This is a genomic window from Pseudoxanthomonas sp. LjRoot125 (assembly GCF_964252705.1).
Taxonomy (GTDB): Bacteria; Pseudomonadota; Gammaproteobacteria; order Xanthomonadales; family Xanthomonadaceae; genus Pseudoxanthomonas_A.
This window is the reverse complement of the sequence record NZ_CAXUOY020000001.1, coordinates 1,168,087-1,194,582: the sequence shown is the minus strand read 5'-3', so window position 1 is coordinate 1,194,582 and position 26,496 is coordinate 1,168,087. Positions and strand designations below refer to the sequence as shown.

21 protein-coding genes, 1 other RNA gene and 1 pseudogene are annotated in these 26,496 nt (G+C 68.6%); 4 read left to right on the top strand and 19 right to left on the bottom strand.

Annotated elements, in window-relative coordinates:
- Window positions 1–60: 60 nt before the first annotated feature.
- The 13 genes from ftsA to mraZ are packed head-to-tail and all read right to left on the bottom strand — an operon-like array spanning window position 61 to window position 14,324.
- Complete coding sequence (gene ftsA, locus ACSION_RS05420; protein WP_055940270.1) at window positions 61–1,296, bottom strand: cell division protein FtsA; 1,236 nt, start codon at window positions 1,294–1,296, stop codon at window positions 61–63.
- A complete protein-coding gene (locus ACSION_RS05415) occupies window positions 1,293–2,069 on the bottom strand; it encodes a cell division protein FtsQ/DivIB (protein WP_093490187.1) in 777 nt (258 codons plus the stop codon). Before ACSION_RS05415 ends, ftsA begins: the two co-directional genes overlap by 4 nt.
- Window positions 2,069–3,028 (bottom strand): D-alanine--D-alanine ligase, encoded by a 960-nt coding sequence (locus tag ACSION_RS05410; RefSeq protein WP_093490186.1) that lies wholly within the window; start codon window positions 3,026–3,028, stop codon window positions 2,069–2,071. The genes ACSION_RS05415 and ACSION_RS05410 overlap by 1 nt, the downstream gene beginning before the upstream one ends.
- Window positions 3,025–4,476, bottom strand: coding sequence for a UDP-N-acetylmuramate--L-alanine ligase (gene murC, locus ACSION_RS05405; protein ID WP_435306658.1), 1,452 nt, complete (start codon window positions 4,474–4,476; stop codon window positions 3,025–3,027). Before murC ends, ACSION_RS05410 begins: the two co-directional genes overlap by 4 nt.
- Entirely contained in the window at window positions 4,476–5,576 is a 1,101-nt protein-coding gene (gene murG / locus ACSION_RS05400; protein WP_435305179.1) for an undecaprenyldiphospho-muramoylpentapeptide beta-N-acetylglucosaminyltransferase, read from the bottom strand. Before murG ends, murC begins: the two co-directional genes overlap by 1 nt.
- Window positions 5,573–6,877 (bottom strand): putative lipid II flippase FtsW, encoded by a 1,305-nt coding sequence (ftsW, locus tag ACSION_RS05395; RefSeq protein WP_435305178.1) that lies wholly within the window; start codon window positions 6,875–6,877, stop codon window positions 5,573–5,575. The genes murG and ftsW overlap by 4 nt, the downstream gene beginning before the upstream one ends.
- Window positions 6,877–7,962, bottom strand: coding sequence for a phospho-N-acetylmuramoyl-pentapeptide-transferase (gene mraY, locus ACSION_RS05390; protein ID WP_435305177.1), 1,086 nt, complete (start codon window positions 7,960–7,962; stop codon window positions 6,877–6,879). Before mraY ends, ftsW begins: the two co-directional genes overlap by 1 nt.
- The gene (locus tag ACSION_RS05385) at window positions 7,952–9,331 is read right to left on the bottom strand and encodes a UDP-N-acetylmuramoyl-tripeptide--D-alanyl-D-alanine ligase (RefSeq protein WP_435305176.1); all 1,380 of its coding nucleotides are present in this window, start codon (window positions 9,329–9,331) and stop codon (window positions 7,952–7,954) included. The genes mraY and ACSION_RS05385 overlap by 11 nt, the downstream gene beginning before the upstream one ends.
- Window positions 9,328–10,812, bottom strand: coding sequence for a UDP-N-acetylmuramoyl-L-alanyl-D-glutamate--2,6-diaminopimelate ligase (locus ACSION_RS05380; protein WP_435305175.1), 1,485 nt, complete (start codon window positions 10,810–10,812; stop codon window positions 9,328–9,330). The genes ACSION_RS05385 and ACSION_RS05380 overlap by 4 nt, the downstream gene beginning before the upstream one ends.
- Window positions 10,809–12,656 carry a peptidoglycan D,D-transpeptidase FtsI family protein gene (locus tag ACSION_RS05375; RefSeq protein WP_435305174.1) on the bottom strand — a complete coding sequence of 616 codons (1,848 nt, stop codon included), beginning with the start codon at window positions 12,654–12,656 and terminating at the stop codon, window positions 10,809–10,811. Before ACSION_RS05375 ends, ACSION_RS05380 begins: the two co-directional genes overlap by 4 nt.
- The gene (gene ftsL / locus ACSION_RS05370; protein WP_093490179.1) at window positions 12,653–12,916 is read right to left on the bottom strand and encodes a cell division protein FtsL; all 264 of its coding nucleotides are present in this window, start codon (window positions 12,914–12,916) and stop codon (window positions 12,653–12,655) included. The genes ACSION_RS05375 and ftsL overlap by 4 nt, the downstream gene beginning before the upstream one ends.
- Window positions 12,913–13,881 carry a 16S rRNA (cytosine(1402)-N(4))-methyltransferase RsmH gene (gene rsmH, locus ACSION_RS05365; RefSeq protein ID WP_435305173.1) on the bottom strand — a complete coding sequence of 323 codons (969 nt, stop codon included), beginning with the start codon at window positions 13,879–13,881 and terminating at the stop codon, window positions 12,913–12,915. The genes ftsL and rsmH overlap by 4 nt, the downstream gene beginning before the upstream one ends.
- Complete coding sequence (gene mraZ / locus ACSION_RS05360) at window positions 13,878–14,324, bottom strand: division/cell wall cluster transcriptional repressor MraZ (protein WP_056878016.1); 447 nt, start codon at window positions 14,322–14,324, stop codon at window positions 13,878–13,880. Before mraZ ends, rsmH begins: the two co-directional genes overlap by 4 nt.
- Before the next feature lie 318 nt (window positions 14,325–14,642).
- Here mraZ and ACSION_RS05355 point away from each other — a divergent pair, with 318 nt between their 5' ends.
- Entirely contained in the window at window positions 14,643–15,413 is a 771-nt protein-coding gene (locus ACSION_RS05355; protein ID WP_435305172.1) for an NRDE family protein, read from the top strand.
- Between the two features lie 179 nt (window positions 15,414–15,592).
- On the opposite strand, the gene rnpB is transcribed toward ACSION_RS05355, so the two are convergent.
- From rnpB to rsmI, 4 genes are all read right to left on the bottom strand, one after another.
- An RNA gene (rnpB, locus tag ACSION_RS05350) (RNase P RNA component class A) lies at window positions 15,593–15,942 on the bottom strand.
- A 96-nt stretch (window positions 15,943–16,038) separates the two neighbouring features.
- Entirely contained in the window at window positions 16,039–17,853 is a 1,815-nt protein-coding gene (locus tag ACSION_RS05345; protein ID WP_435305171.1) for a DUF885 domain-containing protein, read from the bottom strand.
- Window positions 17,854–17,956: 103 nt separating this feature from the next.
- Complete coding sequence (locus ACSION_RS05340) at window positions 17,957–19,750, bottom strand: DUF885 domain-containing protein (protein ID WP_435305170.1); 1,794 nt, start codon at window positions 19,748–19,750, stop codon at window positions 17,957–17,959.
- Between the two features lie 45 nt (window positions 19,751–19,795).
- Window positions 19,796–20,617 (bottom strand): 16S rRNA (cytidine(1402)-2'-O)-methyltransferase, encoded by an 822-nt coding sequence (rsmI, locus tag ACSION_RS05335; protein ID WP_435305169.1) that lies wholly within the window; start codon window positions 20,615–20,617, stop codon window positions 19,796–19,798.
- Between the two features lie 214 nt (window positions 20,618–20,831).
- Here rsmI and ACSION_RS05330 point away from each other — a divergent pair.
- Window positions 20,832–22,097, top strand: a pseudogene (locus ACSION_RS05330) (penicillin-binding protein activator); the annotation flags it as partial.
- The gene (locus ACSION_RS05325; RefSeq protein WP_435305168.1) at window positions 22,087–22,476 is read left to right on the top strand and encodes a YraN family protein; all 390 of its coding nucleotides are present in this window, start codon (window positions 22,087–22,089) and stop codon (window positions 22,474–22,476) included. The pseudogene ACSION_RS05330 and the gene ACSION_RS05325, both read left to right, overlap by 11 nt.
- A gap of 3 nt (window positions 22,477–22,479) precedes the next feature.
- Here the strand turns inward: ACSION_RS05325 and ACSION_RS05320 are convergent, their stop codons facing one another.
- The gene (locus tag ACSION_RS05320; protein ID WP_435305167.1) at window positions 22,480–23,883 is read right to left on the bottom strand and encodes an FAD/NAD(P)-binding protein; all 1,404 of its coding nucleotides are present in this window, start codon (window positions 23,881–23,883) and stop codon (window positions 22,480–22,482) included.
- A gap of 233 nt (window positions 23,884–24,116) precedes the next feature.
- On the opposite strand from ACSION_RS05320, the gene ACSION_RS05315 reads away from it, so the two are divergent.
- Entirely contained in the window at window positions 24,117–25,502 is a 1,386-nt protein-coding gene (locus ACSION_RS05315) for an FAD-binding oxidoreductase (protein WP_435305166.1), read from the top strand.
- Window positions 25,503–25,516: 14 nt separating this feature from the next.
- Here ACSION_RS05315 and thiL read toward each other — a convergent pair whose 3' ends face one another.
- Entirely contained in the window at window positions 25,517–26,470 is a 954-nt protein-coding gene (thiL, locus tag ACSION_RS05310; protein WP_435305165.1) for a thiamine-phosphate kinase, read from the bottom strand.
- Between the last annotated feature and the right edge of the window lie 26 nt (window positions 26,471–26,496).

The window sequence follows — 26,496 nt, the reverse complement described above, 5'->3', positions numbered from 1 at the left end:
ATGTGGTGCTGGTGGAACGAACGTCGTGACGCTTACTCGACTCGCGGAATGCCGCCCTGCTCAGAACTCGCCGCGATACCAGTTCTGGAGTTTCTTGAACCAGCTGCCCGCCTTGCCCGTGGGCAACGACGGACGCCGGGGGTGTTCGATCTGGCTGCCCATCAGCAGCAGGCCCACGCCGGTGGCATGCACCGGGTTGCCGACCACTTCGCCCAGCCCGGTGACGTGCTGCGGGATGCCGACGCGCACGGGCATCTGCAGCATCTCTTCGGCCAGCTCGACGACGCCTTCCATCTTCGCGGCGCCACCGGTCAGCACCATGCCCGCGCGCACGCGCTCCTCGAAGCCCGAGCGGCGCAGTTCGGCCTGCACCATCTCGAAGATCTCCTCGTAGCGCTGCTGCACGGCCTGCGCCAGCGCATGGCGCGGCAGGCGACGCGGCGGGCGGTCGCCCACGCTCGGCACCTGGATGCTTTCTTCGGCCGTGGCGAGCTGGGCCAGCGCGCAGGCGTAGCGCACCTTGATCTGCTCGGCTTCCGGCGTCGGCGTGCGCAGCATGTGCGCGATGTCGTTGGTGACCTGGTCGCCGGCGATCGGCAGCGAGGCCGTGTGGCAGATCGCACCCTGCACGAACACCGCCAGGTCGGTGGTGCCCGCGCCCATGTCGACCAGCACCACGCCGAGTTCGCGCTCGTCGCTGGTCAGCACCGCCACGCTGGAGGCCAGCGAGGAGAAGATCAGGTCGTCGATTTGCAGGCCGCAGCGCTGCACGCACTTGCTGATGTTGGCGGCCGCGGACTGCGCGCAGAACACCAGGTGCGCATCCACTTCCAGGCGCACGCCGGTCATGCCGACCGGATTGCGAATGCCTTCCTGCGAGTTGTCGAGCTTGTACTCGCGCGGGATGGCGTGGAGGATTTTCTGGTCGGCCGGGATCGCCACGGCCTTCGCCGCTTCCAGCACGCGGTCCAGGTCGCCCCAGGTCACTTCGCCATCACGGATCGGCACGATGCCGGGCGAGTTCCGGCACTGCACGTGGTTGCCGGAGATCGACGCGTAGACCGAGCGGATCTCGCAGCCGGCCATCAACTCGGCTTCTTCGATTGCGCGCTGGATCGACTGCACCGTGGATTCGATGTCCACGACGACGCCGCGCTTCAGGCCGCGCGATTCGTGCGAGCCGATGCCGATCACTTCGATCGGATTGCCCGGGGCGTATTCGCCGACCAGCGCCGTCACCTTGGACGTACCGATATCCAGCCCGACGATCAGCGATTTGTCACCCTTGCGATTCATGTCCTGCCCTGCGAATGACCACCTGCGGCCGCAACCGGCGCAGGCAGCGTGGAAGTTTCGGTGTGCGGCGCCCGCGGAGCGTCGCCCCAGCTGAGCGCGAAGCCATTCGTGTAGCGCAGGTCCGCGCGCAGCAGCGGCTGCGCCTGCGCGGCCAGCAACTGCGGCAGCATCCGCGCGAAGCGGCCCAGGCGCGGACGCGCATCGGTGCGACCGACCACGACCTGCGTGCCGTTGCCGAGCAGCAGCGACCAGCTGCCGCGTGCGTCCATCACCAGGGTGGTGACGTCCAGCCCCATCGGTGCGAACAACTGCCGCGATTCGTTGTAGAGCGCGGTCACTTCCTGCACCTGCGATTCCGGACCGCCCAGTTGCGGCAGCTTGAGTCCGGCCAGCTCCTTCGGCATCGGGAACAGGCGGCCATGCTCGGATAGCAGCTTGTCGTCGCCCCAGCGCGCAAACGGCTTGTGCTCGATCACGCGGATCTCCAGCACATCCGGCCAGCGCTTGCGCACTTCCGCACGCTCTACCCACGGCAGGCGCTCGACGGCGTGCTTGGCATCGTCGAGGCGTACCGCAAAGAACCCGCGCTTCGCGTGCGGCAACACCACGGCGCGCAACTGCGCCGGATCCACGCGCGCGAATTCACCCTGCACGCGCAGCGTGCTCAGCGGCCAGCGATCGGCGCCGATCCAGCCGTTCACGACGGCCACGACCGGCAGCGCCACCAGGGCCAGTGCGAGCAACCAGGCGAGGATGCGCAGGGCGGCGTTCATCAGCCCACCACCTCCGGCACCGTCTGCTCCAGGATGCGCCAGCACAGCGCTTCGAAGCCGATCCCGATGTTCGCCGCCGCCTTCGGCACCAGCGAATGGCTGGTCATGCCCGGCGCCGTGTTGACTTCCATCAGCATGAAACGGCCGTCGGCATGGCGCATCACGTCCACGCGCCCCCAGCCGCTGCATCCCGCCGCGCGGAAGCCCGCCAGCGCCAATGCGCGGATCGACGCTTCGTCGCCGCCATCGTCGAGTCCCGGGCACAAGTACTGCGTGTCGTCGGCGATGTACTTGGCGTGGTAGTCGTACCAGTCGCCGGCCGGCACGATGCGCACCGATGGCAGCGCCACGTCGCCGAGGATGCCCACGGTGAACTCGCCGCCGGTGAGCATCTGCTCGGCGAGCAGTTCGCCGGCATACGTGCTGGCGAATGCCTGTGCGGGCGCGAGGTCGTCTTCACCCATCAGGCGGAAGACGCCGACACTGGAGCCTTCCGCGGAGGGCTTCACGAATACCGGGAAGCCAAGCGAACGCGCCGCGGCAGCGAGATCGCCACCGGCAGGGATGCGTTCGAAGCGGGCGGTCGGCAGGCCGGCGGCTTCCCACACCTGCTTGGTGCGGATCTTGTCCATCGTCAGCGCCGAGCCGAGCACGCCGGGGCCGGTGTACGGCACGCCGAGCGATTGCAGCAGGCCCTGCAACACGCCGTTCTCGCCATCGCCGCCATGCAGGATGTTGAAAACGCGATCGACCTTGCCCGCACGGATGGCTTCGACCAACGCGGGAATGCCATCCACCGCGAAAGCCTGTACGCCGCGCGCCAGCAGCGCGTCGAGCACGTTCTGCCCGGAGTTCAGCGACACCTCGCGCTCGCTGGAAACGCCGCCCAGCAACACGGCGACGCGGCCGAAGCGGGCCGGGTCGTCGAAGCGCGGCGGCGGCACGGCGATGGCGGTCATGCGCCCTCCCGCCGATTGAAGCCGTGCGACGCGATGTGCTGCGACATGTGGCCGATGTCGCCGGCGCCCATCAGCAACAGCAGGTCGCCGTCCTGCAGTACATCCGGCAGCACGTCGACCAGGTCGGCGACCTGGCTGACCACGACCGGTTCGTTGCGGCCGCGTGCGCGGATCGCGCGTGCCAGCGACTTGGCGTCGGCACCGGCGATCGGCTGCTCGCCCGCGGGATAGACCTCGCTCAGCACCAGCGCGTCGGCTTCGGACAGCACCGCGGCGAACGCATCGAACTGGTCGCGCGTACGGCTGTAGCGGTGCGGCTGGAACGCAACCACGAGGCGCTTGTGCGGCCAGCCGCCACGCGCAGCGGCGAACACGGCCGCCAGCTCCTTCGGGTGGTGGCCGTAGTCATCAACCAGCTGCACGCGCGCGCCCTGCGGCGTGGTGATTTCGCCCAGGTCGTTGAAACGGCGACCGATGCCGGCGAACTTCTCGAGCGCAGAAGCGATGTTCTCCGGCGACACGCCCAGCTGCCAGCCCACTGCGGCGGCGGCCAGCGCGTTCAGTACGTTGTGGCGACCAGGCAACGCGAGGCTGACGCGGATGCTGGCGTCTTCGGGCAGACGCAGGGTGAAGTGCATGCGCCCACCCTCCTGCTCCACGTCCTCGGCGCGCACGTCGGCGTTCTCGGCGAAGCCGTAGCTCATCACGTGGCGCGGGGTTTCCGCGGCGATGGCCGCAACTTCGGGATCGTCGATGCACAGCACGGCCAGCCCGTAAAAAGGCAGGCGCTGCAGGAATTCGGCGAAGGCCGCCTTCACGCGCTCGAAGTCGTTGCCGTAGTTCTCCAGGTGATCGGCATCGATGTTGGTGACGATGGAGATCAGCGGATTCAGGCGCAGGAAGCTGCCGTCGCTCTCGTCCGCCTCGGCCACCAACCACTGGCCATCGCCGAGCTTGGCATTGGCGCCCGCCGCCAGCAGCTGGCCGCCGATCACGAAGGTCGGATCCAGGCCGCCCTCGCTCAGGATCGCAGCCGCCAGGCTGGTCGTCGTGGTCTTGCCGTGCGTGCCCGCCACGGCGATGCCGCGACGGAAGCGCATCAGCTCGGCCAGCATCGCCGCGCGCGGCACGATCGGAATGCGCTGGCTGCGCGCTTCCATCAGCTCGGGGTTGTCGTGCTTGATCGCGCTGGAGACCACCACGCAATCGGTGCCCAGCACGTTGGATGCGTTATGGCCGCGCATCACGCGTGCACCCAGCGACGTCAGACGGCGCGTGGCGGCGTTGTCGGCATTGTCCGAGCCCGACACCTCGTAACCCAGCGTGCACAGCACTTCGGCAATGCCGCTCATGCCGGAGCCGCCGATGCCGACGAAGTGCACCCGGCGGAACTCCTTGGCCAGGTTGCCGGTGTGTTGCAGGCGGCGCTCGCGTGCAGCAGCCATCATCATGCCTGCGTCCTCATTTCAATGGCTTCCTCAAGAATGATGTCGGCGATGCGGTCGGCCGCATCGGTCTTCGCCAGCGTGCGCGCGGCTTCCGCCATCGACTGGCGGGTGGCGGCATCGTCGGCGAGCCGGCGCAGCGTCGTCGCCAACGCATCGGCCAGGGCGTCGTCCTGCTTCAACAGCAGGGCTGCACCGCGCTCGACCAGGTATTCGGCGTTGCGGGTCTGGTGGTCGTCCACGGCCTGCGGGAACGGCACCAGCACACTGCCTACGCCGACGGCACAGAGCTCAGCCAGCGTCGACGCGCCAGCGCGGCAGACGACGAGGTCCGCCCACGCGTACGCCGCGGCCATGTCGGTGATGAAGGCTTCGACGCTCGCGGCGACACCGGCATCGGCGTAGGCCTTGGCGGCCTCGTCGCGCAGCTTCTCGCCGCACTGGTGGCGTACTTCGACGGCGCCCGCCGGCAATGTGGACAATGCACGCGGTACAGCCATGTTCAACGCGCGTGCGCCCTGGCTGCCGCCCAGCACCAACAGGCGCAGCGGACCATTGCGACCGGCCAGGCGTTCTGCCGGCGGCGCGACGGAGGCGATCTCTTCGCGCACCGGGTTGCCGACGACTTCCTCGCGGCCCGGAAACGCGCCCGGGAAGCCCGACATGATCCGGCGCGCGACCTTGGCGAGCATGCGGTTGGTGAAACCGGCGGCGCGATTCTGCTCATGCACCAGCAACGGTGTGCCCATCAAGCGCGCCGCCACGCCACCGGGTCCGGAGGCGAAACCACCGAAGCTGACCACGGCGCGAGGCGCGCGACGGCGCAGCACGAAACCCGCGGCGCGGATCGCGCGCAGCACGCGCACCGGCGCGCCTAGCAGGGCGAGCTTGCCCTTGCCGCGCAGGCCGTTGATCGCGAGCGTGTCCAGTTCGATGCCGTGCTGCGGCACCAGCCGCGTTTCCATGGCGCCATCCGCGCCCAGCCACACCACCGGCACGCCGCGCGCGCGCAGCACCTTGGCCACGGCCAGCGCGGGGAAGATATGACCGCCGGTACCACCGGCCATCATCATCACGGGCGCAGGGGAGGTCGCGGTGTTCATGCGATCCTCTCGAAGGTGGGTTCGACACGCGAACGCAGACGACTGGTGCCACGCAGCGTCTCGGACAGCGACGGCGCCGGCTTCGGCGTTGCCGGCGCAGCATCGGCGGGCGTCCGCGATTCGGCACTCGGCGTGGTCTGCAGCGCTTCGCCACGCAGGGCGACCTGACGCTGGGTGCGCTCGAGTTCGTACGACACCCGAAGCAACAGGCCCATCGCCACGCACGTCATCAAGATGCTGGAGCCGCCCGAGGAAATCAGCGGCAGGGTCAGGCCCTTGGTCGGCAGCAGGCCCAGGTTCACGCCCATCGACACGAAGCTCTGCATGCCGATCCACAGCGCGACACCGAAGGCGACGTAGCCGGCGAAGTGCCTGCGCATCTCCACGCAGCGCAGGCCAATCACGAAGGCGCGACCGACCAGCAGCGCGTACAGCGCGATGACCAGGCAGACGCCGACGAAGCCGAGTTCCTCGCCGATCACCGAGAAGATGAAGTCGGTATGCACTTCCGGCAGGTAGTTGAGCTTGAGCACGGAACCGCCCAGGCCGATCCCCGACCATTCACCGCGACCGATCGCCATCAGCGCGTTGGTCAGCTGGTAGCCGCTGCCGAACGGATCGGCCCACGGGTCGGAGAACGAGGTGAGGCGACGCATGCGGTACGGTTCGGCGATCGCGATCACGGCGAGGATCGGCAGGCCGACCAACACCGGGCCGAACATGCGCGGCATGTTCACGCCACCCAGCACCAGCATGCCGGCGGTGATCGCCAGCAGCAGCGAGGACGAACCGAAGTCCGGCTGCATCAGCAGCAGCGCGACCAGCAGCACCACCACGCCCAACGGCTTGAGCATCGCCGCCCAAGTGGCGTTGACCTCATCGCGGAAGCGCACCAGGTAGCTGGCCAGCCAGACGATGAAGAACACCTTCACCACTTCCACGACCTGGAAGTTGGACACGCCCAGGTTGATCCAGCGGTGCGCGCCTTTCACGCTGACACCCAGGCCCGGCACGAACACCATCAACAGCAGCACCACGCAACCGAGCAGAAGCAGATGGTTGCGTGCCTCGATGCTCTTGAGTTCGGTACGCGTGACCCACCATGCCAGGCCCGCGCCCGCCACCAGGAACATGCCGTGGCGGATCAGGTAGTAGAACGGATTGCCGTGCTGGTAGATGGACGCCGATGCGACCATCACCACGCCCAACGACGCCAGCGCCAGCATGGCGCCGAGCAACCAGGGGTCGAAACGGCCCCCGATGGCTTCCAGTCGCGTGGCTTGGCGCGGCGTGTCGTTCATCAGCGCACCTTCAACGTGGCCAGGCCGACGAGGACGAGCACGACGGAGATGATCCAGAAGCGCACGATCACGCGCGGCTCGGGCCAGCCCTTCAGCTCGAAGTGGTGGTGGATCGGCGCCATCCGGAACACGCGCTTGCCGGTCAGCTTGAACGACGCGACCTGGATCATCACCGACAGCGTCTCGATGACGAAGATGCCGCCCATGATCACCAGCACCAGTTCCTGGCGGACGATCACGGCGATGGTGCCCAGCACTGCGCCCAGCGCCAACGCGCCGATGTCGCCCATGAACACCATCGCGGGATAGGTGTTGAACCACAGGAAACCCAGCCCGGCACCGGCGATCGCGGCGCAGATGATCGTCAGCTCACCGGCGCCCGGTACCTGCGGGATCTGCAGGTAGTTCGAGAACACCGCATTGCCCGACGCGTAGGCGAACACGCCCAGTGCGCACGCCACCAGCACGGTGGGCATGATGGCCAGGCCGTCCAGGCCGTCGGTCAGGTTGACCGCGTTGGAGAAGCCGACGATCCAGAAGTACGCAATGGCGACGAAGCCGATGCCGGCCAGCGGCATCGCGATGGACTTGAAGAACGGCACGTAGAAGGTCGTCGCCGCCGGCACGTCCGCGTACAGATACAGGTACAGGCCGGCGGCCAGGCCGAAGATCGACTGCAGCAGGTATTTCCAGCGCGACTTGAGGCCGTTCGGATCGCGGCGGACGATCTTGATCCAGTCGTCGTACCAGCCGATCACGCCGAAGCAGACCATGACCAGCAGCACCACCCACACGTACTTGTTGCGCAGGTCGCCCCACAGCAGCACCGAGGCCGCCACGGTGATCAGGATCAGCGCGCCGCCCATCGTCGGCGTACCGGCCTTGGAGAAATGCGACTGCGGGCCGTCCTTGCGGATCGGCTGGCCACCCTTCAGCTGGCCGAGCTTGCGTATCACCTCCGGGCCCAGCCACAGCGACAGCGCCAGCGACGTCAGCGCGGCCAGGATGCCGCGGAACGTCAGGTAGCCGAACAGGCCGAAGAAGTTCTCCAGGCTCTGCAGCCAGCGAGCCAGTTCAAGCAACATGCGGTTTGTCCTCCCCGGTGGACAGCAAGGCGGCGACGATCCGGTCCATCGCGCTGCCGCGCGATCCCTTGACCAGACAGCGCACGCCGGCCCGCAGGTCGGCGCGCAGGGCGTCGGTCAGCGAGGCGTGATCGTCGAATGGATGCGCGCCCTCGCCGAACGCGGCGGCGGCGGCGGCGCTGAGCGGCCCCAGCGTGTACAACCGGCGGATGCCGGCGCTCTTGGCACGGCGACCGGCGTCGGCGTGCAGCGCCTCGGCGTCCGCGCCGAGTTCGCGCATGTCGCCCAGCACCAGCCAACCCTCGCCGTGCGCTTGGGCGCTGGCCGCCGCGAGCGTGTCGATGGCGGCCATCAGCGAACCCGGATTCGCGTTGTAGCTGTCATCGATCACCACGGCGCCGTTGGCCAGCGTGCGGGCGACCTGGCGGCCCGCCACCGGCTGCGCGGCGGACAGGCCTTCAGCGATCGTCGCCAGCGACACGCCGCAGGCCATCGCGATGGCGGCGGCGGCGAGCGCGTTCAACACGTTGTGGCGACCCGGCAGGTGGAGGGCCACCGGCACTTCGCCATGCGGCGCCACCAGGATGAACTCCGTGCCATCGGCGCCGGGACGCAGCGCGCGCGCCGTGAGGTCGGCGGTCGCTTCCAAACCGAACCGCAGGATGCGGCGGTCCGGCACGCGACTGGCGAAGTACTCGGCGAAGGCATCGTCGGCGTTGATCACGGCGGTGCCGTCGGCCGGCAGCGCTTCGTAGATCGCGCCCTTGGTCTCGGCCACGCCCATCAGCGAACCCATGCGCTCCAGATGGGCGGCGGCGATGTTGTTCACCAGCGCCACTTCCGGCGTCACGATGTCCGTCAGGTAGGCGATGTCGCCCGGCTTGCCGGCCCCCATCTCGTACACCGAGAAATCGGCGTCGTCGGGCGCATCGATGACCGCCATCGGCAGGCCAATTTCGTTGTTGCGGTTGCCCGGGTTGAAATAGGTGACGCCAGCGCGCTGCAGGATGGCCACCACCAGCGTTTTCACCGTCGTCTTGCCGTTGCTGCCGGTGATGGCGACCGCCTTCTCCACGCGGTCACGCTGCAGGCCGGCCGCGATGCGTGCCAGGGCCAGCAACGTGTCGGGTACGACGACCTGCGGCACATCGACCTTCACTTCATGGTCCACCAGCACGGCAGCCGCGCCCCGCATGGAGGCGTCGTAAGCGAAATCGTGGCCGTCGAAACGCTCGCCGCGCAGCGCAACGTACAGGCTGCCGGGCACCAGCGTGCGGGTATCGTTCGTCAACGAGCCGATCACCAGATCGTCGCCGAGCAGTTCGCCGCCTGCCCAGTGCGCCAGCAATGACAAGGGAAGACGCTTCATGCGCGTTCCTCCAGAGCCTTGCGTGCCACGGCGGTGTCGTCGAACGGATGCTTCACGCCCTGGATGTCCTGGTAGGGCTCGTGGCCCTTGCCGGCCACCAGCACGATGTCGTCGGCGCCGGCCAATGCGATGGCGTGTGCGATCGCCATGCCGCGGTCGCGCTGCACCGTGGCCGCAGCCGGACGCGCGAAGCCGGCGAGGATGTCGGCCACGATGCGGTCGCCGTCCTCGGTGCGCGGGTTGTCGTCGGTGACGATCACGACGTCCGCCAGGCGCTCGGCGATCTCCGCCATCTGCGGACGCTTGCCCGCATCGCGGTCGCCGCCGCAGCCGAACACGCAGATCAGTCGACCCTGGACATGATCGCGCAAGCTGGCCAGGGCCTGTTCGAGCGCGTCCGGCGTATGCGCGTAGTCGATCACGACCAGCGGCCGGCGCTGGCCCGATGCATCGCTGTCGCCGCCCAGGCGGTTCATGCGGCCATGGATGGGCAGCAGGCGCGACAGCGTGCGCGCGATCTCGGACGGCGTATCGCCGAGCGCGTGCAGCACACCGGCGACAGCCAGCAGATTGTCGACATTGAAGCGGCCCAGCAGGCGCGACTGCACCGGCTGCTGCTCGTCGCCGATCACCAGGTCGAAGGCGATGCCGTTGCCATCCAGCCGCAGCGCATCGGCGCGCACGGCGGCCTCGGCCTGGCCGCGCGAACTCACGCCCACGCGTTGCAGGCCATGCGGCAAGCGGGCGAACAGGTCGCGGCCATACGCATCGTCGAGGTTGATGACGCCCGCCTTCAAGCCGTTGCGCGTGAACAGCAGCGACTTGGCCGCGCCGTAGCGCTCCATGTCGCCGTGGTAGTCCAGGTGGTCACGGGTGAGATTGGTGAACACGCCCACGTCGAAATGCACCGCATCGACGCGACCCTGGTCGAGCGCGTGCGAGCTGACTTCCATCGCGACGGCTTTCGCGCCGGCATCGCGGAACTGCGCCAGCAGTGCATGCATCTGCAGCACCAGCGGCGTGGTGAAACCGGTGGGCACCACTTCGCCGTACATGCCGGCACCGAGCGTGCCGACCGTCGCGCAACGGACGCCGCGCAGGTGCCACGCCTGCGCCAGCAACTGGACCGTGGACGTCTTCCCGTTGGTGCCGGTGACGCCCACCATCTTCATGTCGTGAGACGGCGCCGCGTGGAACCGGTCCGCCATCGCGCCCATGCGTGCGCGCAGGCCCGGCACCGGGATCGCATCGCGCGGCGCTTCCAGGCCGTCCGGCACCGGCAGCTCGAACAGGACGGCGCTGGCGCCGTTCTCCTTCGCCTGCACGGCGAAGTTGAGCCCGTGCGCGCCGAAGCCGGCGATCGCGACGAACGCATCGCCCGGCTGCACGGCACGGCTGTCCAGGGTAAGCCCACGCACGACGATATCGCGCGGCACGTCCACGTCGGGCAGCAGTTCGGCGAGGGCCATCATCCGCCTCATCGCGCCGCTCCCGTCGCTGGCAACGCAGCGTGCGGCGCGTCGAAGGCGGAAGGGTCCGTCATGTCGATGGCGTCATCCACCACCGTTGCCGGCACGGCAGCCGGCGCAACGGCGCCCGGCTTCTGCGTGTTCTTGGCCTGCGCGGCGAGCCAGGTCTCGATATCGTCCGGTGGCACGTCCATCAGGCGCAGCGCACCATCCATCACGTCGTGGAACACCGGCGCGGCAACGAGGCCACCGTAATAGCCGCCTTCCTGCGAATCGTTGATCACCACGACGGCGGCGAAGCGCGGATTGCTGGCCGGCACCAGGCCAGCGAAGAACGAGGCGTAGCGTCCTTTCGCGTAGCCGCCGCCGGCCGCGATGCGGGCGGTACCGGTCTTGCCCGCCACGCGATAACCCAGCACCCCGGCGCGCTTGGCGCCGCCCTGGGTCACGACCGTTTCCATCATGCCGACGACTTCGCGTGCGATCGCCGGATCCAGGACCTGCGGTGCCTCCGCACGCTGGCCCTTCACGAAGGTCGGTGTCACCAGCCGGCCGCCATTGCCCAGCGCCGAGTACGCGCGCGCGATCTGCAGCGGCGTCACAGCCAGGCCGTAGCCGTACGACATGGTCGCCTTCTGCAGGCCGTTCCAACGATCCGGCGGCGCAAGCACGCCGGCCGATTCGCCCGGAAAGCCGCTACCCGGCTTCTGTCCGTAGCCGAAGCTGTGGATGCTGTCGTAGAAGTAGGTGTTCTGCAGCTTCTCTGCGATCTTGATCGACCCGATGTTCGAACTCTTGGTGATCACACCGGTGACGGTCAGCACGCCGTTGTTACGTGGCACGTCGCGGATGGTGTAGCGGCTGTTCAACGCCATGTAGCCGGGGTTGGTGTTGATCAGCGTGGAAGGCGTGACCACGCCGGCCTTCAATGCCGTGGACACCGTCAGCGGCTTCATCGTCGAACCCGGCTCGATCATGTCGGTCAGCGCGCGGTTGCGCCGCGCATCCGGCTTCACCCGCTCGATCGCGTTCGGGTTGTAGGTCGGCAGGTTGACCATCGCGAGCACTTCGCCGGTGGCGACGTCCATGATCACGATCGAGCCGCTGCTGGCCTGGTGTTCGAGCAGCGCATTTCGCAACTCGCGGTGCGCGAGGTACTGGATGCGGCGATCGATGCTGAGCGTCAGGTCCTTGCCCGGCTGCGCGGAGCGGATCAGGTCCACGTTCTCGACGATGCGGCCGCGGTTGTCGCGGATCACCTTCTGCGCGCCCGGCGTGCCGCTGAGCCATTCGTCGAAGGCCAGTTCCAGCCCTTCCTGGCCGCGGTCGTCGATGTTGGTGAAGCCCAGCACGTGGGCCATCGCCGGGCCCTGCGGATAGAAGCGACGGAACTCGCGCTGCGAGAACACGCCGGGAATCTTGTGCGCCAGGATCTTCTGCGCCTCGTCCGGATTGATCCGGCGCTTGAGGTACAGGAATTCCTTGTCGGCCTTCTGCGACAGCCGGTTGGTCAGGTGGTCGAGCGGCACGCCCAGCGCCTGCGCCAGCTCGGGCAAGCGGTCGGGCGCCTTCAGCAGTTCCTGCGGATTGCCCCACACCGATTCCACCGGCGAGGACACCGCCACCGGCTCGCCGTTGCGGTCGGTGATCATGCCGCGCGAGGTCGGGATCGGGATCTCGCGCAGGAAGCGCGCATCGCCCTGGCGCTGGTAGAAATCGTGGTTGATCAGCTGCACGTACGCCGCGCGCCCGACCAGGCTGATCGAGCACAGGCCCATGGCGCCCAGCACCAGCGCCAGGCGACCGCGCAGGTTGAAGCGCGCGCGGTTGCGGTTCTTGGCCGGCGCGGCGTTCATGGACGCACCACCACGATGTCGGCCGCTTCCGGCGACTTCATGCCCAGACGCACGCGGGCGATCTGGTCGATGCGGGTCGCCTCGGCGACGGTCGCCTGCTCCAGCTGCAGGCGACCGAATTCGACGTTCAATTCGTCGCGCGCGCGCTCCAGCCGCGTCACCTCGTCGAACAGCACGCGGTGGCGGTGGCGCGCATAGACCACCCCGATCGCCGAGGCGATGCTGGCCAACACCAGGACGACGAGCAGGAAGCGCGTCATGCCGCGGCCTCCAGCTTCTCGGCCACGCGCAGCACCGCGCTGCGGGCACGCGGATTCGTCGACACCTCGTCGGGCTCGCCTTTCTGGCCGCTGCCGATGGCGCGCAGCGTGGGCACGAAGTCCACCGCGACGGGCAGACGACGGTTGGCCGGCGGCGCCTTCGCGTGCTTGTTGATGAACTGCTTGACGATGCGGTCTTCCAGCGAGTGGAAGCTGATGACGGCGAGCCGGCCACCGACCTTGAGTCGCGCCAGCGCGGCATCGAGACCGGCTTCCAGATCCGCCAGTTCGCGGTTGATGTGGATGCGGATGCCCTGGAAGCTGCGCGTGGCCGGGTGGATCTTCTCGCCGCGCGGCATCACCGATGCGATCACCGCGGCCAGGTCGCCGGTGCGGGTGAAAGGCTGGGTGGCGCGGCGGGCGACGATGGCGCGCGCGATGCGGCGGCTTTGCTTTTCCTCGCCATAGGTCCACAGCACGTCGGCGATCTCGCGTTCGTCGGCGCGGGCGATCCATGCCGCTGCGCTCTCGCCGGACTCGGGGTCCATGCGCATGTCCAGCGGGCCATCCTTGCCGAAGCTGAAGCCGCGCTCGGCGACGTCGAGTTGGGGCGAGGACACGCCCAGGTCCAGCAGCACGCCGTCCAGGCCGCCTGCGGTTTCGTCCCATTGGGCCAGGGACGCGAAGCTGCCGCGGAAGATCGACACGCGCGCATCGCCCGCGAACGTCTGTTCGGCATGCGCGATCGCTTCGGGATCCTTGTCCATCAACAGCAGTCGGCCTCCCGGGCCGAGTTGTTGCAGCACGCCGCGCGCGTGGCCTCCGCGCCCGAAGGTGCCGTCCAGGTACGTTCCGTCCTCTTTCACCTGCAGCCCTTCCATGACCTGCGTGTACAACACCGGCAAGTGCAGCGCTGGGAGGTGACCGGCCGGCGCGGACTGCCGCTTGCCGTCACCCGTCCTCACAAGCGCAGCTCGAGCATGTGTGCGCTCAGATCGTCGTCAGTGAGGGTCTGACGGATCTGCGCGTGGTGCGCCTGCTCACTCCAGAGCTCGAACTTCTCGCCCATGCCCAGCAGCACGGCTTTCTTCTCGATACCCACCGCGCTGCGGTGGCTGGCGGGGATGCTGATGCGGCCGTTGCCATCCAGTTCCACCGGAGAGGCCGCGCCGATCAGCTTCAATTGCAGGCTGCGGTGGGCGCGCTGGGTGCTGGGCAACTTGTTGACGTCATCGCGGACGCGCTGCCAGACCTTCTCGGGATACAGATAGAGGCTGCCGGCTTCGAACGGGTTGTAGGTGATCACCAGGCGGTTGCCGCAGTCGCGCGCAACGACATCGCGGTACGCGGTGGGCACCGCGAGCCGTCCCTTGTCGTCCACTGTGATGGCGGTCTCACCTTGAAACACAACCCCTGCCCTTCGATCTGCCGCTGGACGGTCATTGAACCACGAAAAACCACTAAAACCCGGGTTTTCCCTCTGTTGCCCACCTTAGCACCGCGCACAAGGTTGTCAACAGGAAACCGAAGGGGAAATCGCTTGGCGGATCAATGGCTTGCAGCAAACTTCAGAGACTTGTTCAAGCCTTATCCACAAGTCGCTGTTTCGTCTCAAATTTTGAGATTGGGCGATGATTCAGTGAGGTGACCGTCGCTTCACATGACGCACCTGTTGTCGGAGGTGCGCGGAGTGGAAGTGCGCAGACTGGGGGTCCAGAATCGGGGCATGTGCCTGGTCGCGCTCGCTTGGAACGTCCACCCCCGCTGGCGGCTTGTGCTGGCTGGGAATCGGGACGAATTCCATGCCCGCCCCACCGCAGGGCTGGCCCCCTGGGCGGAACCGGCGGACATCCTGGCCGGCCGCGACCTGCAGTCGGGAGGCACCTGGGCCGGCACCGACCGGCGAGGCCGGGTGGCCGTGGTCACCAACGTGCGCGACCCGGCCATCGTCGTCCCGGGCGCACCCTCCCGGGGCCAGCTCGCCACCGGATTTCTGACCTCGCCCGACGGCGCCGACCATCGCAGCGCCGGCCTGCTGGTGGCAGCGGAGTCCTTCGCCCCCTTCAACCTGGTACTGGCCGACGCGACGACCTGCGAGTACCTCAGCAACTACCCCACACCCCGCCGCATTCCGTTGGCACCGGGCGTGCACGGGCTCTCCAACGGCGACCTCGACGAGCCCTGGCCGAAAACGGTGGCGCTGAAGGCGCGGCTGGCGACCTGGATCGCCGCCGGCGACGACGGTGTCGATCCTTTATGGAAGGCGTTGGCGGACGAAACACCCGCACCCGACGACCGCCTTCCCGATACCGGCGTGGGCGTAGAACTCGAACGCAGGCTCTCGCCCGCCTTCATCCGCGATGCCCGCTACGGCACCCGCGCGAGCACGCTCATCGCGATCGACCACGCGGGCCATGGCTGGATCAGCGAGCGGCGCTTCGGTCCGGACGGCGTGTTCGAGGGCGAGACAACGTTGCGGATCGGCGCAGAGGCGTAGCGCCATCGCGAACTACGTCGCTCCCAGCTCAGAACGAGCGCAACCGCCTTTGCTAGCCCCCTGAGTCAGGGGGCGGCGAGCGCACCGCGCGAGCGGGGGTGTGGAGGCCAACGGCCGGGGCCCGAGGTTTGCGTCGCAAACCTTGGGGCTTTCCAAAGCGCCGTTGGCGCTTTGGAAAGCGGCGGAGCCGGCCGGTAAGCCGGGTTCTGTCGTGGACAGTCATTCCTCTAGGCGCAACGTCACCGTTACGCTCAAGCAACCTACCCGGAGACACTGCGGGCCGCAGCATAGCCTCCCTATTTGGTCTTGCTCCCGGTGGGGTTTGCCGTGCCGGTCCGTTGCCGGACTCGCGGTGCGCTCTTACCGCACCATTTCACCCTTGCCGTCCTGCCGAAGCAGTCTTAGGCGGTATCTTTCTGTTGCACTTTCCGTCGGCTCGCGCCGCCCAGGCGTTACCTGGCACCGTGCCCTGTGGAGCCCGGACTTTCCTCGGCATTGTTTCCAATGACGCGACTGTCTGGCCGACTCCGCCGACGCGCATTCTACGGCTTCGCCGTCGAATACCCCAATGTCTGCTGTGCAGACATGGGGGCCGGCTGCGCGCTCAGAGGGCTGGCACCGCGCCCTATAGCGCTTTGCGCGGCGCGCCAGTGATTCCCGCCATCAGCGCCGCTGCACCATCGAGGACGTCCATGGGAAGCGGCCCGGACGCCAGGATGAAGTCGTTGTAGGCGCGCGTGTCGAATCGCACCCCCAAGCGCTGCCGGGCCTTCTCGCGCGAAGCAACGATCTGCTGCTTGCCGACCATGAAACTGCAGGCCTGCCCCGGGTACACGCAATAGCGGTCGATCTCGCGCTCGGCGGCGTCGCGATGTTCGCCGGCGTTGGCCACCATCCAGTCGATGGCCTGCTGGCGAGTCCAGCGCGCGTGATGGATGCCGGTGTCGACGACCACGCGGCAGGCGCGGAACAGTTGGCCTTGCAGGTAACCGATGCGCCCGACCGGATCGCCGTCATAGGCACCGAGCTCATCCGCCAGTTGTTCGGCATACAACGCCCAGCCCTCGGTCCAGGCCGAGAAACGCACCGACCGCCGGAACAGCGACAGCCCGCCAGCCTCGCGCAGGACACTGTCCTGGAAATGGTGTCCGGGTATCCCCTCATGGTGCAGCAGGGTCGGGATGCGCCACAGGGCGTTCTCCGCGACCGAGCGCAGGTTGAGGTAGATGGTCGAGGGCTGGGCGGGATCGTCGCTGGCGCTGTAGAAAGCGCCCGGCGCGCCGTCCTGGATCGCGGGCGAGATGCGCTGCACCTCGACCGGTCGATCCGGAATCACGTGGAAACCACGCGGCAGCAAGCCCTTGACCCGACCCAGGTGCGCGCGGGCGTAGTCGATGATCGCCTGGCGTCCCGCTTCCGTATCCGGCTTGAGGAAGCGCGGGTCGCGATCCAGGGCGGCCATGCGCTCACCCACCGATCCACGGGTCAGGCCCTGGGCATGCAGCAGCTGATCGATCTCGGCCGACAGTTCCGCCACCCAAGCCAGGCCGAGTTGATGCAGCTCGCCCGGCGCGTAGCTGGCCGTGGTGTTCGAATGCAGGGCCGAGGCGTAGTAAGCCTCGCCATCCGGCTTGGCCCAGATGCCTGCACGATCGTCTGCGCGGGGCAGCAAGGCCGCCAGCGCCTCGCCCTGGCGTTGCAGGGCAGGCACGATACGCTCGACGAAGATCGCGGAGGCGCGACTGTCCAGATCGGCAATCCCGGCATCGCGCGCACGCGCGAGCGCCGACGTCGTCAATGCATTGCCGGTCGGCGCGGCATCGCGCAAGGTCGCGAGCTGTTTCAGGGTCTTGGCCAGAATGAAATCCGGCGGGATGACACCCAGACCGGCGTCGTGGCGGATCTGTTCGGTCTCCTGGTCCAGGGCCACGGCGAATTGGCCGAGCCTGTCCAGATAGCGGTCAGCATCCGCCGCGTCCTTCATGGGTGAGCGTCCGCCGATATCCTCCGGCAACCAGAAGTAGGCGCCATTCATCTGGCTGACGACGTAGGGGCTGGGTCGCAGGTTGATGTCGGAAAAGCCGTAGCGCCCGAACTGGTCCGCCATAGCCTCGTAGACGAAGCGGGCCGTGTCGTAGTCCAGGGCCGCGGCGGCCGACAGTGCGGCGCGGTCGATCCTGCCCAGTTCGTCCAGGCGCCGCACCGTCGCCTGCCGGTGACGCGCGCGTGCGGCCAGCGAATAGTCGGCCAGACGGTCCGGCCCACCCTCCTCTGCCTTCAGGGCCTGGGCATGGCGTTGCAGCAGGTCCGCCAGACGGACGTCCTCGGCTGGCGCATCCCCCGTCGTGTCGGAGGCAGGCATCGAACTGGCCATGCGCGCGGCCAGGGGCCACGTCATGCCGAGCGCCACGGCGCCGACCAACAGTTCACGACGACGCATCAGATTCACCTCCAAAGCAAGGCGTCCCGAGCCTCCCGTGCCGAGAGGCTGGAACGCAGAACGAGATCACGCAGTCTCTCCGAACAGGCAACGCGCTCAAGGCCTACTGCGCCGCCTCGCTCGACATCAGCCAGCGGTCGATCTTGGCTTCCAGCACATCCAGCGGCAGGGCACCGGTGTCCAGCACCTGGTCGTGGAAACGCCGGATGTCGAAATCCGGGCCCAAGCGTTCGGTCGCGCGGCGACGCAGTTCCTGCAACTTCAGTTCACCCACCTTGTAGGCGCAGGCCTGGCCCGGATTGGTGATGTAGCGGTCGATCTCGACCGCCACGTCGCGCGGTGCCATGGAGGTGTTGGCCAGCATGTAGTCGATCGCGCGTTGACGGTCCCAGTGCAGCGCGTGGAGACCGGTGTCCACCACCAGGCGCACGGCGCGCAGCATTTCCATGTCCAGGTGGCCGAACCATTGGTAGGGGTCGGTGAACATGCCCAGTTCCTGGCCCAGGGATTCGGCATACAGGCCCCAGCCCTCGGTGTAGGCGGTGGCCGGCACCTGGCCGAAACGCAACAGCTCCGGCAGGCTCTCGTCTTCCTGGACCAGTGAGATCTGGTAGTGGTGGCCCGGCACGCCTTCGTGCAGCTGCAAGGTCTCCAGGGTCGGGATGGGACGCGTGTTCAACATGGCCATGTTGAAGTACAGGACGCCGGGCTCTGACGCGTCCGGCGGACCGGCGCGGTAGTAGCCCGTGCCCCTCTGGTCCCCCAGCGCCGGCAGCGGACGCAGCTCGAATTCGGCACGCGGACGACGCGAGAACAGTTCAGGCATCCGCTCCCAGACCTTTTTCTCGATGCGTTCGAAGTGGTCGATGAGGTCTTTCGGTTCGGAATAGTAGAACTCGGGCCCGGTGCGGACGTGTTCGAAGAAGGCCGGCAGGTCACCGTCGAAGCCGGCCGCCTGACGCGCCTGTTCCATCGCAGCGCGGATCCTGGCGACTTCGGCCACGCCGAGCTGGTGGATCTGCTGCGCGCTCATCGTGGTGGTGGTGTGTTTGGCCAGCAGGGACGCATAGACCCGCTCGCCGTCCTTCATCGCCCACAGGCCTGCGCCATCGGTGGCGCCCGGCAGATAGCGTTCGCGCAGGAACGTGCGCCATCGCTTGTAGGCCGGCGTGGCGCGGCCCTCGATGGTCCGGCGATAGGCGGCCTCCAGACGCGCGCGGTCCGCCGGTCCCATGGCATCGGGGAAACGCGTTACGGGGGCGTAGAAGGGATTCTCCTCGACCGGCAGCTTCAGGAAGGCCTCGACCTGCGCCAGGACGTTGTTCACCACCACCTTGGGCGGGTGATAGCCCTGGGCCATGCCCTGCTCCATTCGATCGACCGTGCGGTGCATGAAGTCGGTGAAGCCCTCGAGCTGGGCCAGCCCCACTTCGTAGTCTTCGACCGTCTTGAAGCGCGCGCCCGACAGGTAGTCCGGGAACTCGACGTGCAAACCGAAGGAGGCGTTCAGCGGCACCAGGTTGCGGATCGCATGGACGCCGCTGTCGATCTCGCCGAGCGCCTGCTCGGCCTGGTAGCGGAACGCGTCATAGGCAATCTGGTCCTTCTCGGCCAGGGAGGCGCGGTCGATGCCGGCCAGGCCTGACAGTTCGGCACGCTTGTTCGTCGCCAGCTGCCGGGCGAAGGCCTCGCTCTGGGGGTCGACGAAAACGGCCCCGGTCGGGGGCAGGCCGCGCTCGGCGAGACGCAGTGGATTCAGCGCGTCATCGGCCTTCTGGCTCTCCGCCACCAGCAGGCCAAAACGCTCACGGGCGTCCGCCGGGGTCCACGCGATCGCGGCGGGCGATGCAGCCACGACGACCAGCATCGCGACGGCAGCCACGAGCAGTTCACGCATTCTCATCTTCATCCCCTTTCATTCGAGGCCAACCAACACGGCCCACTAGCGCGCGCCATACAACTCCTTTCTCGGCGCGCCGGTGATCTCGGCAGCGAGCTTGGCGGCCGCCGACGGCGGCAGGTGGGCGTTGAGCAGCGCGTAGACGCGACGACCCTCGGCGAGCTGCGCCGTCTCGTCGTCCGGCGCGCCCTGCACCATGACGACAAACTCGCCCTTGCGCTGGTTGTCGTCGGCATCGACGCGCGCCTGCAGCTCGGCCAGGGTGCCATCGAGGACGGTTTCGAACAGCTTGGTCAGTTCGCGCGCCATCACGGCCGGCCGGTCGTCGCCGAACGCGGCGCGCATGTCCGCCAGCGACTCCGCGATGCGGTGCGAGGACTCGTAGAACACCAGCGTGCGGGCTTCGCCTGCCAGGCGCTGGAGTTGCTCGCGCCGCGCAGATGCCTTGGCCGGCAGGAAGCCTTCGAACGTGAAGCGGTCGCTCGGCAACCCCGCCACGCTCAAGGCGGCGATCGCGGCGCAGGCGCCGGGCAACGGGCTGACCTTGATGCCGGCCGCGCGCGCGGCGCGCACCAGGCGGAACCCGGGGTCGCTGACCAGCGGCGTGCCGGCGTCGCTGACCAGCGCCAGCGAATCGCCCGCCAGCAGGCGTTCGACGATCCGCTGCGCCAGGGCATCCTCGTTGTGTTCATGCAGCGCCACCAGCGGCGTGGAGACGCCGAAGTGCGCCAGCAGCTGGCCGCTCCGCCGTGTGTCTTCGGCGCAGATGGCGGCGACCGAGCGCAGCACCTCCAGCGCACGTGGGGTCAGGTCGCCCAGGTTGCCGATCGGGGTGGCGACGATGAACAGGGTTCCGGCGGGCATTCCAGTGGGGTTCCTTGGCTGAGGGTAGAATCGTAGCCGGTTCCCCTGCCTGAAGCCGACGATGCCCATGGACCTGCACGATGCCCGCACGATCTCCACTCGCGTGCGCCTAGGACGGACCCTCGCCGCGCTGATGCTGGCCTTCGTGCTGGTCAGTTGCGCCACCACGTCGGGAACGGGACCGGCCACCTCGACGGCTCGCGTCTCGCCCGCGTTCGCCAGCGCCGCCACCCTCGCCCGCCAGGACGGTGCGCTCAGTGGCCAGGCCCGCAGCGACAACGCGCGCGAGATCGATCGCCTGCTCGGCACGCTCGACGACGCCACCCTCGCCCGCGATGCCGCCACGCTGCCGGCCGGCGACCCGCTGTACAACTTCGCCGGGCGCGCACTGCAGCGTCGCGGCCTGCCCCTGCCGCGCCCGTTCGATCGTGGCAACCAATGGCATTTCGACGCCGGCAATCGCCCTGCCGCGGATGCGGACGGCTATCGCCCGCCGATGAAGCTGGCCGTGCTGCTGCCGCTGTCGGGCAACCTGGCCACCGCGGCCGCACCGGTGCGCGACGGACTGCTGGCCGGCTACTACGGCGAGCGCCGCCGCCGTCCGGAGATCCAGTTCTACGACACCACCGGCACGGCCGCCGGTGCAACGGCGGCGTATGCGCGCGCCGCCGCGGAAGGCGCGGACTTCGTGGTCGGCCCGCTGGGTCGCGATGAAGTGAGCGCCTTGTTCCAGCAACCCAATCTCGCGGTGCCGATGCTGGTGCTCAACCGCGGCACCGTGCCGCCGCCTGATGGCAAGGCCGGCTTCTCGCTGGCGCCGGAAGACGACGGCATCGCCGCCGCCGAGTACGTGCGGGCGCGCGAGCGCAAGACCGTGCTGATCATCGAAGGCAGCGACGACAACGGCCGTCGCGCCTCGCAGGCGTTCCGCGAACGTTTCGTCGAACGCGGCGGCAAGGTCGCGCGCGTGATCAGCGTGCCCGAGACCCCGGGCGACCTGTCCGCGCCGCTCGCCGCCGCCGCGCAGGAAGGCGTGGATGCCGTGTTCCTGGCGGTGCGTGGCGGTACCGCGCGCAGCCTGACGCCGCAGCTCGCGCTGGCCGGCCTGGGCGGCAAGACCCGCGTGGGGACTTCGCAGCTGACCTCGGGCACCGGCAAGGCGGAAGACGACGCGGCGCTGGACGGCATCGTGTTCCCCACCGAGACCTGGACCTCGCGCGGCGTGCCCGCGCTGCCGGCGGCGAGCATGACCGGCGAACGCGTGCCGACGGCGCGTGGCCCGGCTGCCCGCCTGTTCGCCTTCGGTTACGACGCCTGGTTGTTGACGGCGTATCTGGAAAAGCTCGCGCTGGGCGCCAACACCGACATCCGCGGCGCCACCGGCCGCCTGCAACTCGATGGTTTCGGCAACGTCGTGCGCGCGCCGTCGTGGTCGACCTTCAGCGGCGGCCAGGCCGTGCCCGTCGCGGATGGCGGCTGACCGCCGTACCGACGGGCGCACGGCCGAAGCTGCGGCCAGCGCCCTGCTGCTGAAGGCAGGACTCATCGAGATCGCCGCGAACGCGAGCTACCGCGGCGGTGAACTGGACCTGGTGATGCTCGACAGCACCGTCGCCGGCAACGCAACCGTGGTGTTCGTCGAAGTCCGCTACCGGCGCTCTCGCGCCTTCGGCGGCGGTGCGGCATCAATCGACACCGGCAAGCGCCGCAGGTTGATCCACGCAGCGCTGCGTTTCCTGCAGGATCATCCGAAGTACACCGACGCACCGTGCCGGTTCGACGTCATCGACGCCGACGGCGATCCCACCGCGCCTCGCCTGGAGTGGATCCGCGACGCGTTCCGCGCGGACGACGCCTGACTCCTACAGGCCTGCGGACAGGGCGAGTTCCCGCGCCACCGCACCACGTCGCGCGATGCCTGCGCGCGGGGTTTCCTGCAGTCGCACCGCCAGCGCAGCGGCCGCGGCGCGCAGTTCGGGGATGGCCGTGATTTCCCACAGCTGCCCACGCAACAGCGGGCCGAGGCAGAACAGCCCGCGTATGACCTCGCCCTGACGATCGCGCACCTGCAGGTCGTCGTCCGCCTGCACGCCGAGGCCATGCGGATCCGCCGCCAGCAGGCCTGCCTCGACCAGGTGCGAGACCAACGGATGCGTGCTGCGGACGATGTCGGTATCGAGTCCTGTCGCGCGGATGATGTAGTCGTACTGCTCGACATCGACGGGGTCCTGGCCACGCCCGCGCAGCAGCACCTCCGCGCCCTGCGCACGCAGGCCGGCGCGCAGCAGGCGGGCGGCGCGCACGCGCAGTTGGCCACTGGCCTGCAACGCGGACAGGGTGTCGGCGACGCGCGGCGCGATGCGATGGCGGGCCACTTCCCAGTACGAACGCAGGTGGCGCAGGAAGCGCGCACGTTCGCCAGCAGGCAGGCTGCGCCAGAACGCTTGGGTATGCGGTCGCAGCGCATCCACGACGCTGCGCCAGTCCGGCGCCACGCGCACGACAGAACGCACCGCAGCGAGCAGCACGCGTACGCTGCGCCCACGCAGGGCGATCTGCACGCTGGGGGGAAGCTCGATCGCCTCGCCCGGCACCGCTGCATGGGCCTGGGGCAGCAATCCGTGGCGCGAGATCGCGGTCAACGCGCCGCGATGCCCGCGCGCAACGAGCGTGGCTGCCACATCGGCCATCGTCAGGCCGGTGCCGACGATCAGCACGCGCGCATCGGGGGGAATACGATCCAGCGCATCGTCCTGCCACGGCCAGCCGATGTAGCGTGCGCTATGCGCCAGCCGCGGGCCGATGCCGGCCAACCGTTGCGGCGGCAGCGCACCGACGGCGAGCACCACGCGATCGCTGGCGAAATAGCCGCCATCGTCCAGATGCACGCGGAAGCCGTCGCCTACGCGACTGACCGCGATGGCCTCCTGCCGCACCAGCGACAGATTCCCGGCCGTTTCGTTGGCCTCGCGCAGGCGTTCCGCAAGATAGTCGCCGTACGCGACGCGCGGCAGGAACTCGTCCTTGCCCCGTTCGCCCAGGCTCAACCAGCGCGCGAACCCGACGGCATCGTCGTACTGCGCACCGAGATGTCCTGCCCGCACGTTCAGCAGATGCTCGGGGCGGGCCTCGCCATACGCGACGCCGCGCGCGAACGTCTCGTCCACACCGACCAGGCAGACGTCCGGTGCGCTGGCGTCGGTCGATGCCAGCAAGGTCGCCAGCGTGCTGCCGCTGAATCCCGCTCCCACGATGGTGATGCGCATGGTGTCTCTCCGGTCGGTTGGGCCGGCGTTTTCTATCAGGCACGTTCGCGATGGTTGTAAGGAATCGGTTAGCGCGGCCCTGTCGAATGACGACGCGGGGCACATGCTTCCCCGCAGCCGTTGATTTACCGGGCCTGACGCGCCCTTGCGCGCGAACATGGCGATCCGACATCAGCACATGCCGCTACAGCATCAATGCAGGACGCCGCGCGACGAATCCGTAGAATGCGCCCATGGATGCAACGCTGCCCCCCGACCTGCACGCCGCGATGTCGGCCCGACTAAGTGATGGCTGGCTGACCGGCGATGCCTGCCGTCCGTTCGGCGGCGATGATTCGCGCCGATGGGCCATGCCTGCCGCCGTCGCGTTGCCACGCACGCCCGACGATGTGGTCGCGCTGGTGCGCGCATGCCGCATGCACGGCGTGCCGATCATCGCGCGCGGGGCTGGCACCGGCACCACCGGTGCGGCAGTACCCACGCAGGGCGGCGTGGTGGTGTCGTTTTCGCGGATGAACCGCATCCTCGAGGTACGCGCAGCCGATCGCTGCGTGGTGGTGGAACCCGGCGTGTTGAACGGCGAGCTGCAGCAGGTGCTGATGCCGCGGGGCCTGTTCTGGCCACCGGACCCGTCCAGCGCGGACCTTTGCAGCGTGGGCGGCAATCTTGCGACCAACGCCGGGGGCCCGCGCGCGGTCAAGTACGGCACCGCGCGCGACAATGTCCTGGGGCTGGTTGCGGTGACGGGCGCGGGCGAGCTGATCCGCTGCGGCGGCGCCTACACCAAGGATGCGACCGGTTACGACCTCACCCATCTGATCGTCGGCAGCGAAGGTACGTTGGCGTTGATCGTCGAAGCGACGCTGAAGCTCGCGCCCCGTGCGCGCGCCCAGGCCGGTTTGCGTGTGCTCTATCGCGATGCTGCCACCGCCGCGGCGGCGGTCTCGCGGATCATGGCGCGGCCGGCGACACCGGCCATGCTCGAGTTCATGGATCGCAGCGCGATCGCGCTGATCCGCCGCAACGGCAGCGACGTGCCCGAGGCGGGTGCGATGCTGCTGGTCGAAGCCGACGGCGACGACGACACGCTGCCCTATGCGCTGCAGGCCCTCGCCGAGGCGGCGGAGGGCGACGGCATGATCGCGCTGGATGTCGCCACCGATGGCAGCGCGCGCGACCGACTGTGGGCCGCGCGTCGTGCGCTTTCGCCGGCGCTGCGTACGATCAAGCCCGGCAAGATCAACGAAGACTTGGTGGTACCGGTATCGCGCATCCCCGACCTGGTGGCCGCCATGGAGGCGCTGGCGTCGGACGTGGACCTGCCCATCGTCGTGTTCGGCCATGCCGGCAATGGCAACCTGCACGTCAACCTCATGTACGACGACAGCGATGCCGCCGAGACGGCGCGCGCGCACGCCGCATTGCCGAAGGTCTTCACGCAGGTGCTGGCGCTCGGCGGCACACTGTCGGGCGAACACGGCATCGGCCTGAGCAAGCGCGATTTCATGACAGATGCATTCACCGCCTCCACGCTGGAAGCGATGCGCGCGGTGAAGGCAGCCCTGGACCCGGATGGCATCCTCAATCCGGGCAAGGTATTACCGCCACGCCAGGGTTGAATGCGGGAGCGTCGCTAGACGCTGTCGAAGTGGTCGTAGCCCCGTCGCACCGGCTGCCAGGGTTGCCCATCACGCCGCAGCGCTTGCACCGCTTCGCCTTCCACGATGCCGCCGATGCGCGTCATCGGCAGGTCGAGCCGCGACGCCAGCGCGAGGATGCGCTCGCGCTCTTCTGTGGGTGCAGTGAAGCACAGCTCGTAGTCGTCGCCGCCACTGGCCTGCAGCGCAAGGCGATGGGCGTCATCGAACGAGGTCCGCAGCGCGTCGGACGCCGGCAGCGTGTCGACGTCCACCTGTGCGCCCACGCCACTGCGCCCACAGATGTGCCCGAGGTCGGCGAGCAATCCATCGGAGACATCGACACAGGCGGTCGCGATGCCGACCAGGGCGCGGCCTGCGTCCACGCGCGGCGTAGGACGATCCAGGCGGCCACGCAACAGGAGTGACGAGGGACGCTCCAGGTGAGCGAGACCGCCGGCGGCATCGCCGAGCGTGCCGGTGATCCAGACGTCGTCGCCGACGCGCGCACCGTCGCGGCGCAAGGCGCGGCCGGGCACGACCAGGCCCATCGCCGTCACCGACACCGACAGCGGTCCGCGCGTGGTGTCGCCGCCGACGAGGGCGATGCCATGCCGCGCGGCGAGCGCGAGGAAGCCATCGAGGAATGCATCGATCCACGTCGGATCGGACTGCGGCAACGACAGCGACAGCGTGCACCAGGCGGGTTCCGCGCCCATCGCCGCCAGGTCGGAGAGATTCACCGCCAACGCCTTCCAGCCGATGTCGGCTGGCGAGGTGCTTTCCGGGAAATGCACGCCGATGTTCAACGTATCGGCGGTGACGACCAGCTGCCTGTCCGGCGGCGGTGCCAACAACGCAGCGTCATCGCCGATGCCGAGCACGATGTCGTCGCGCGTGCCCGCGCGAGCACGGATGCGGGCGATCAGGTCGAACTCGCCGGCGCCCATGGCGTCAGCCGTGCAGGCAGGTCACG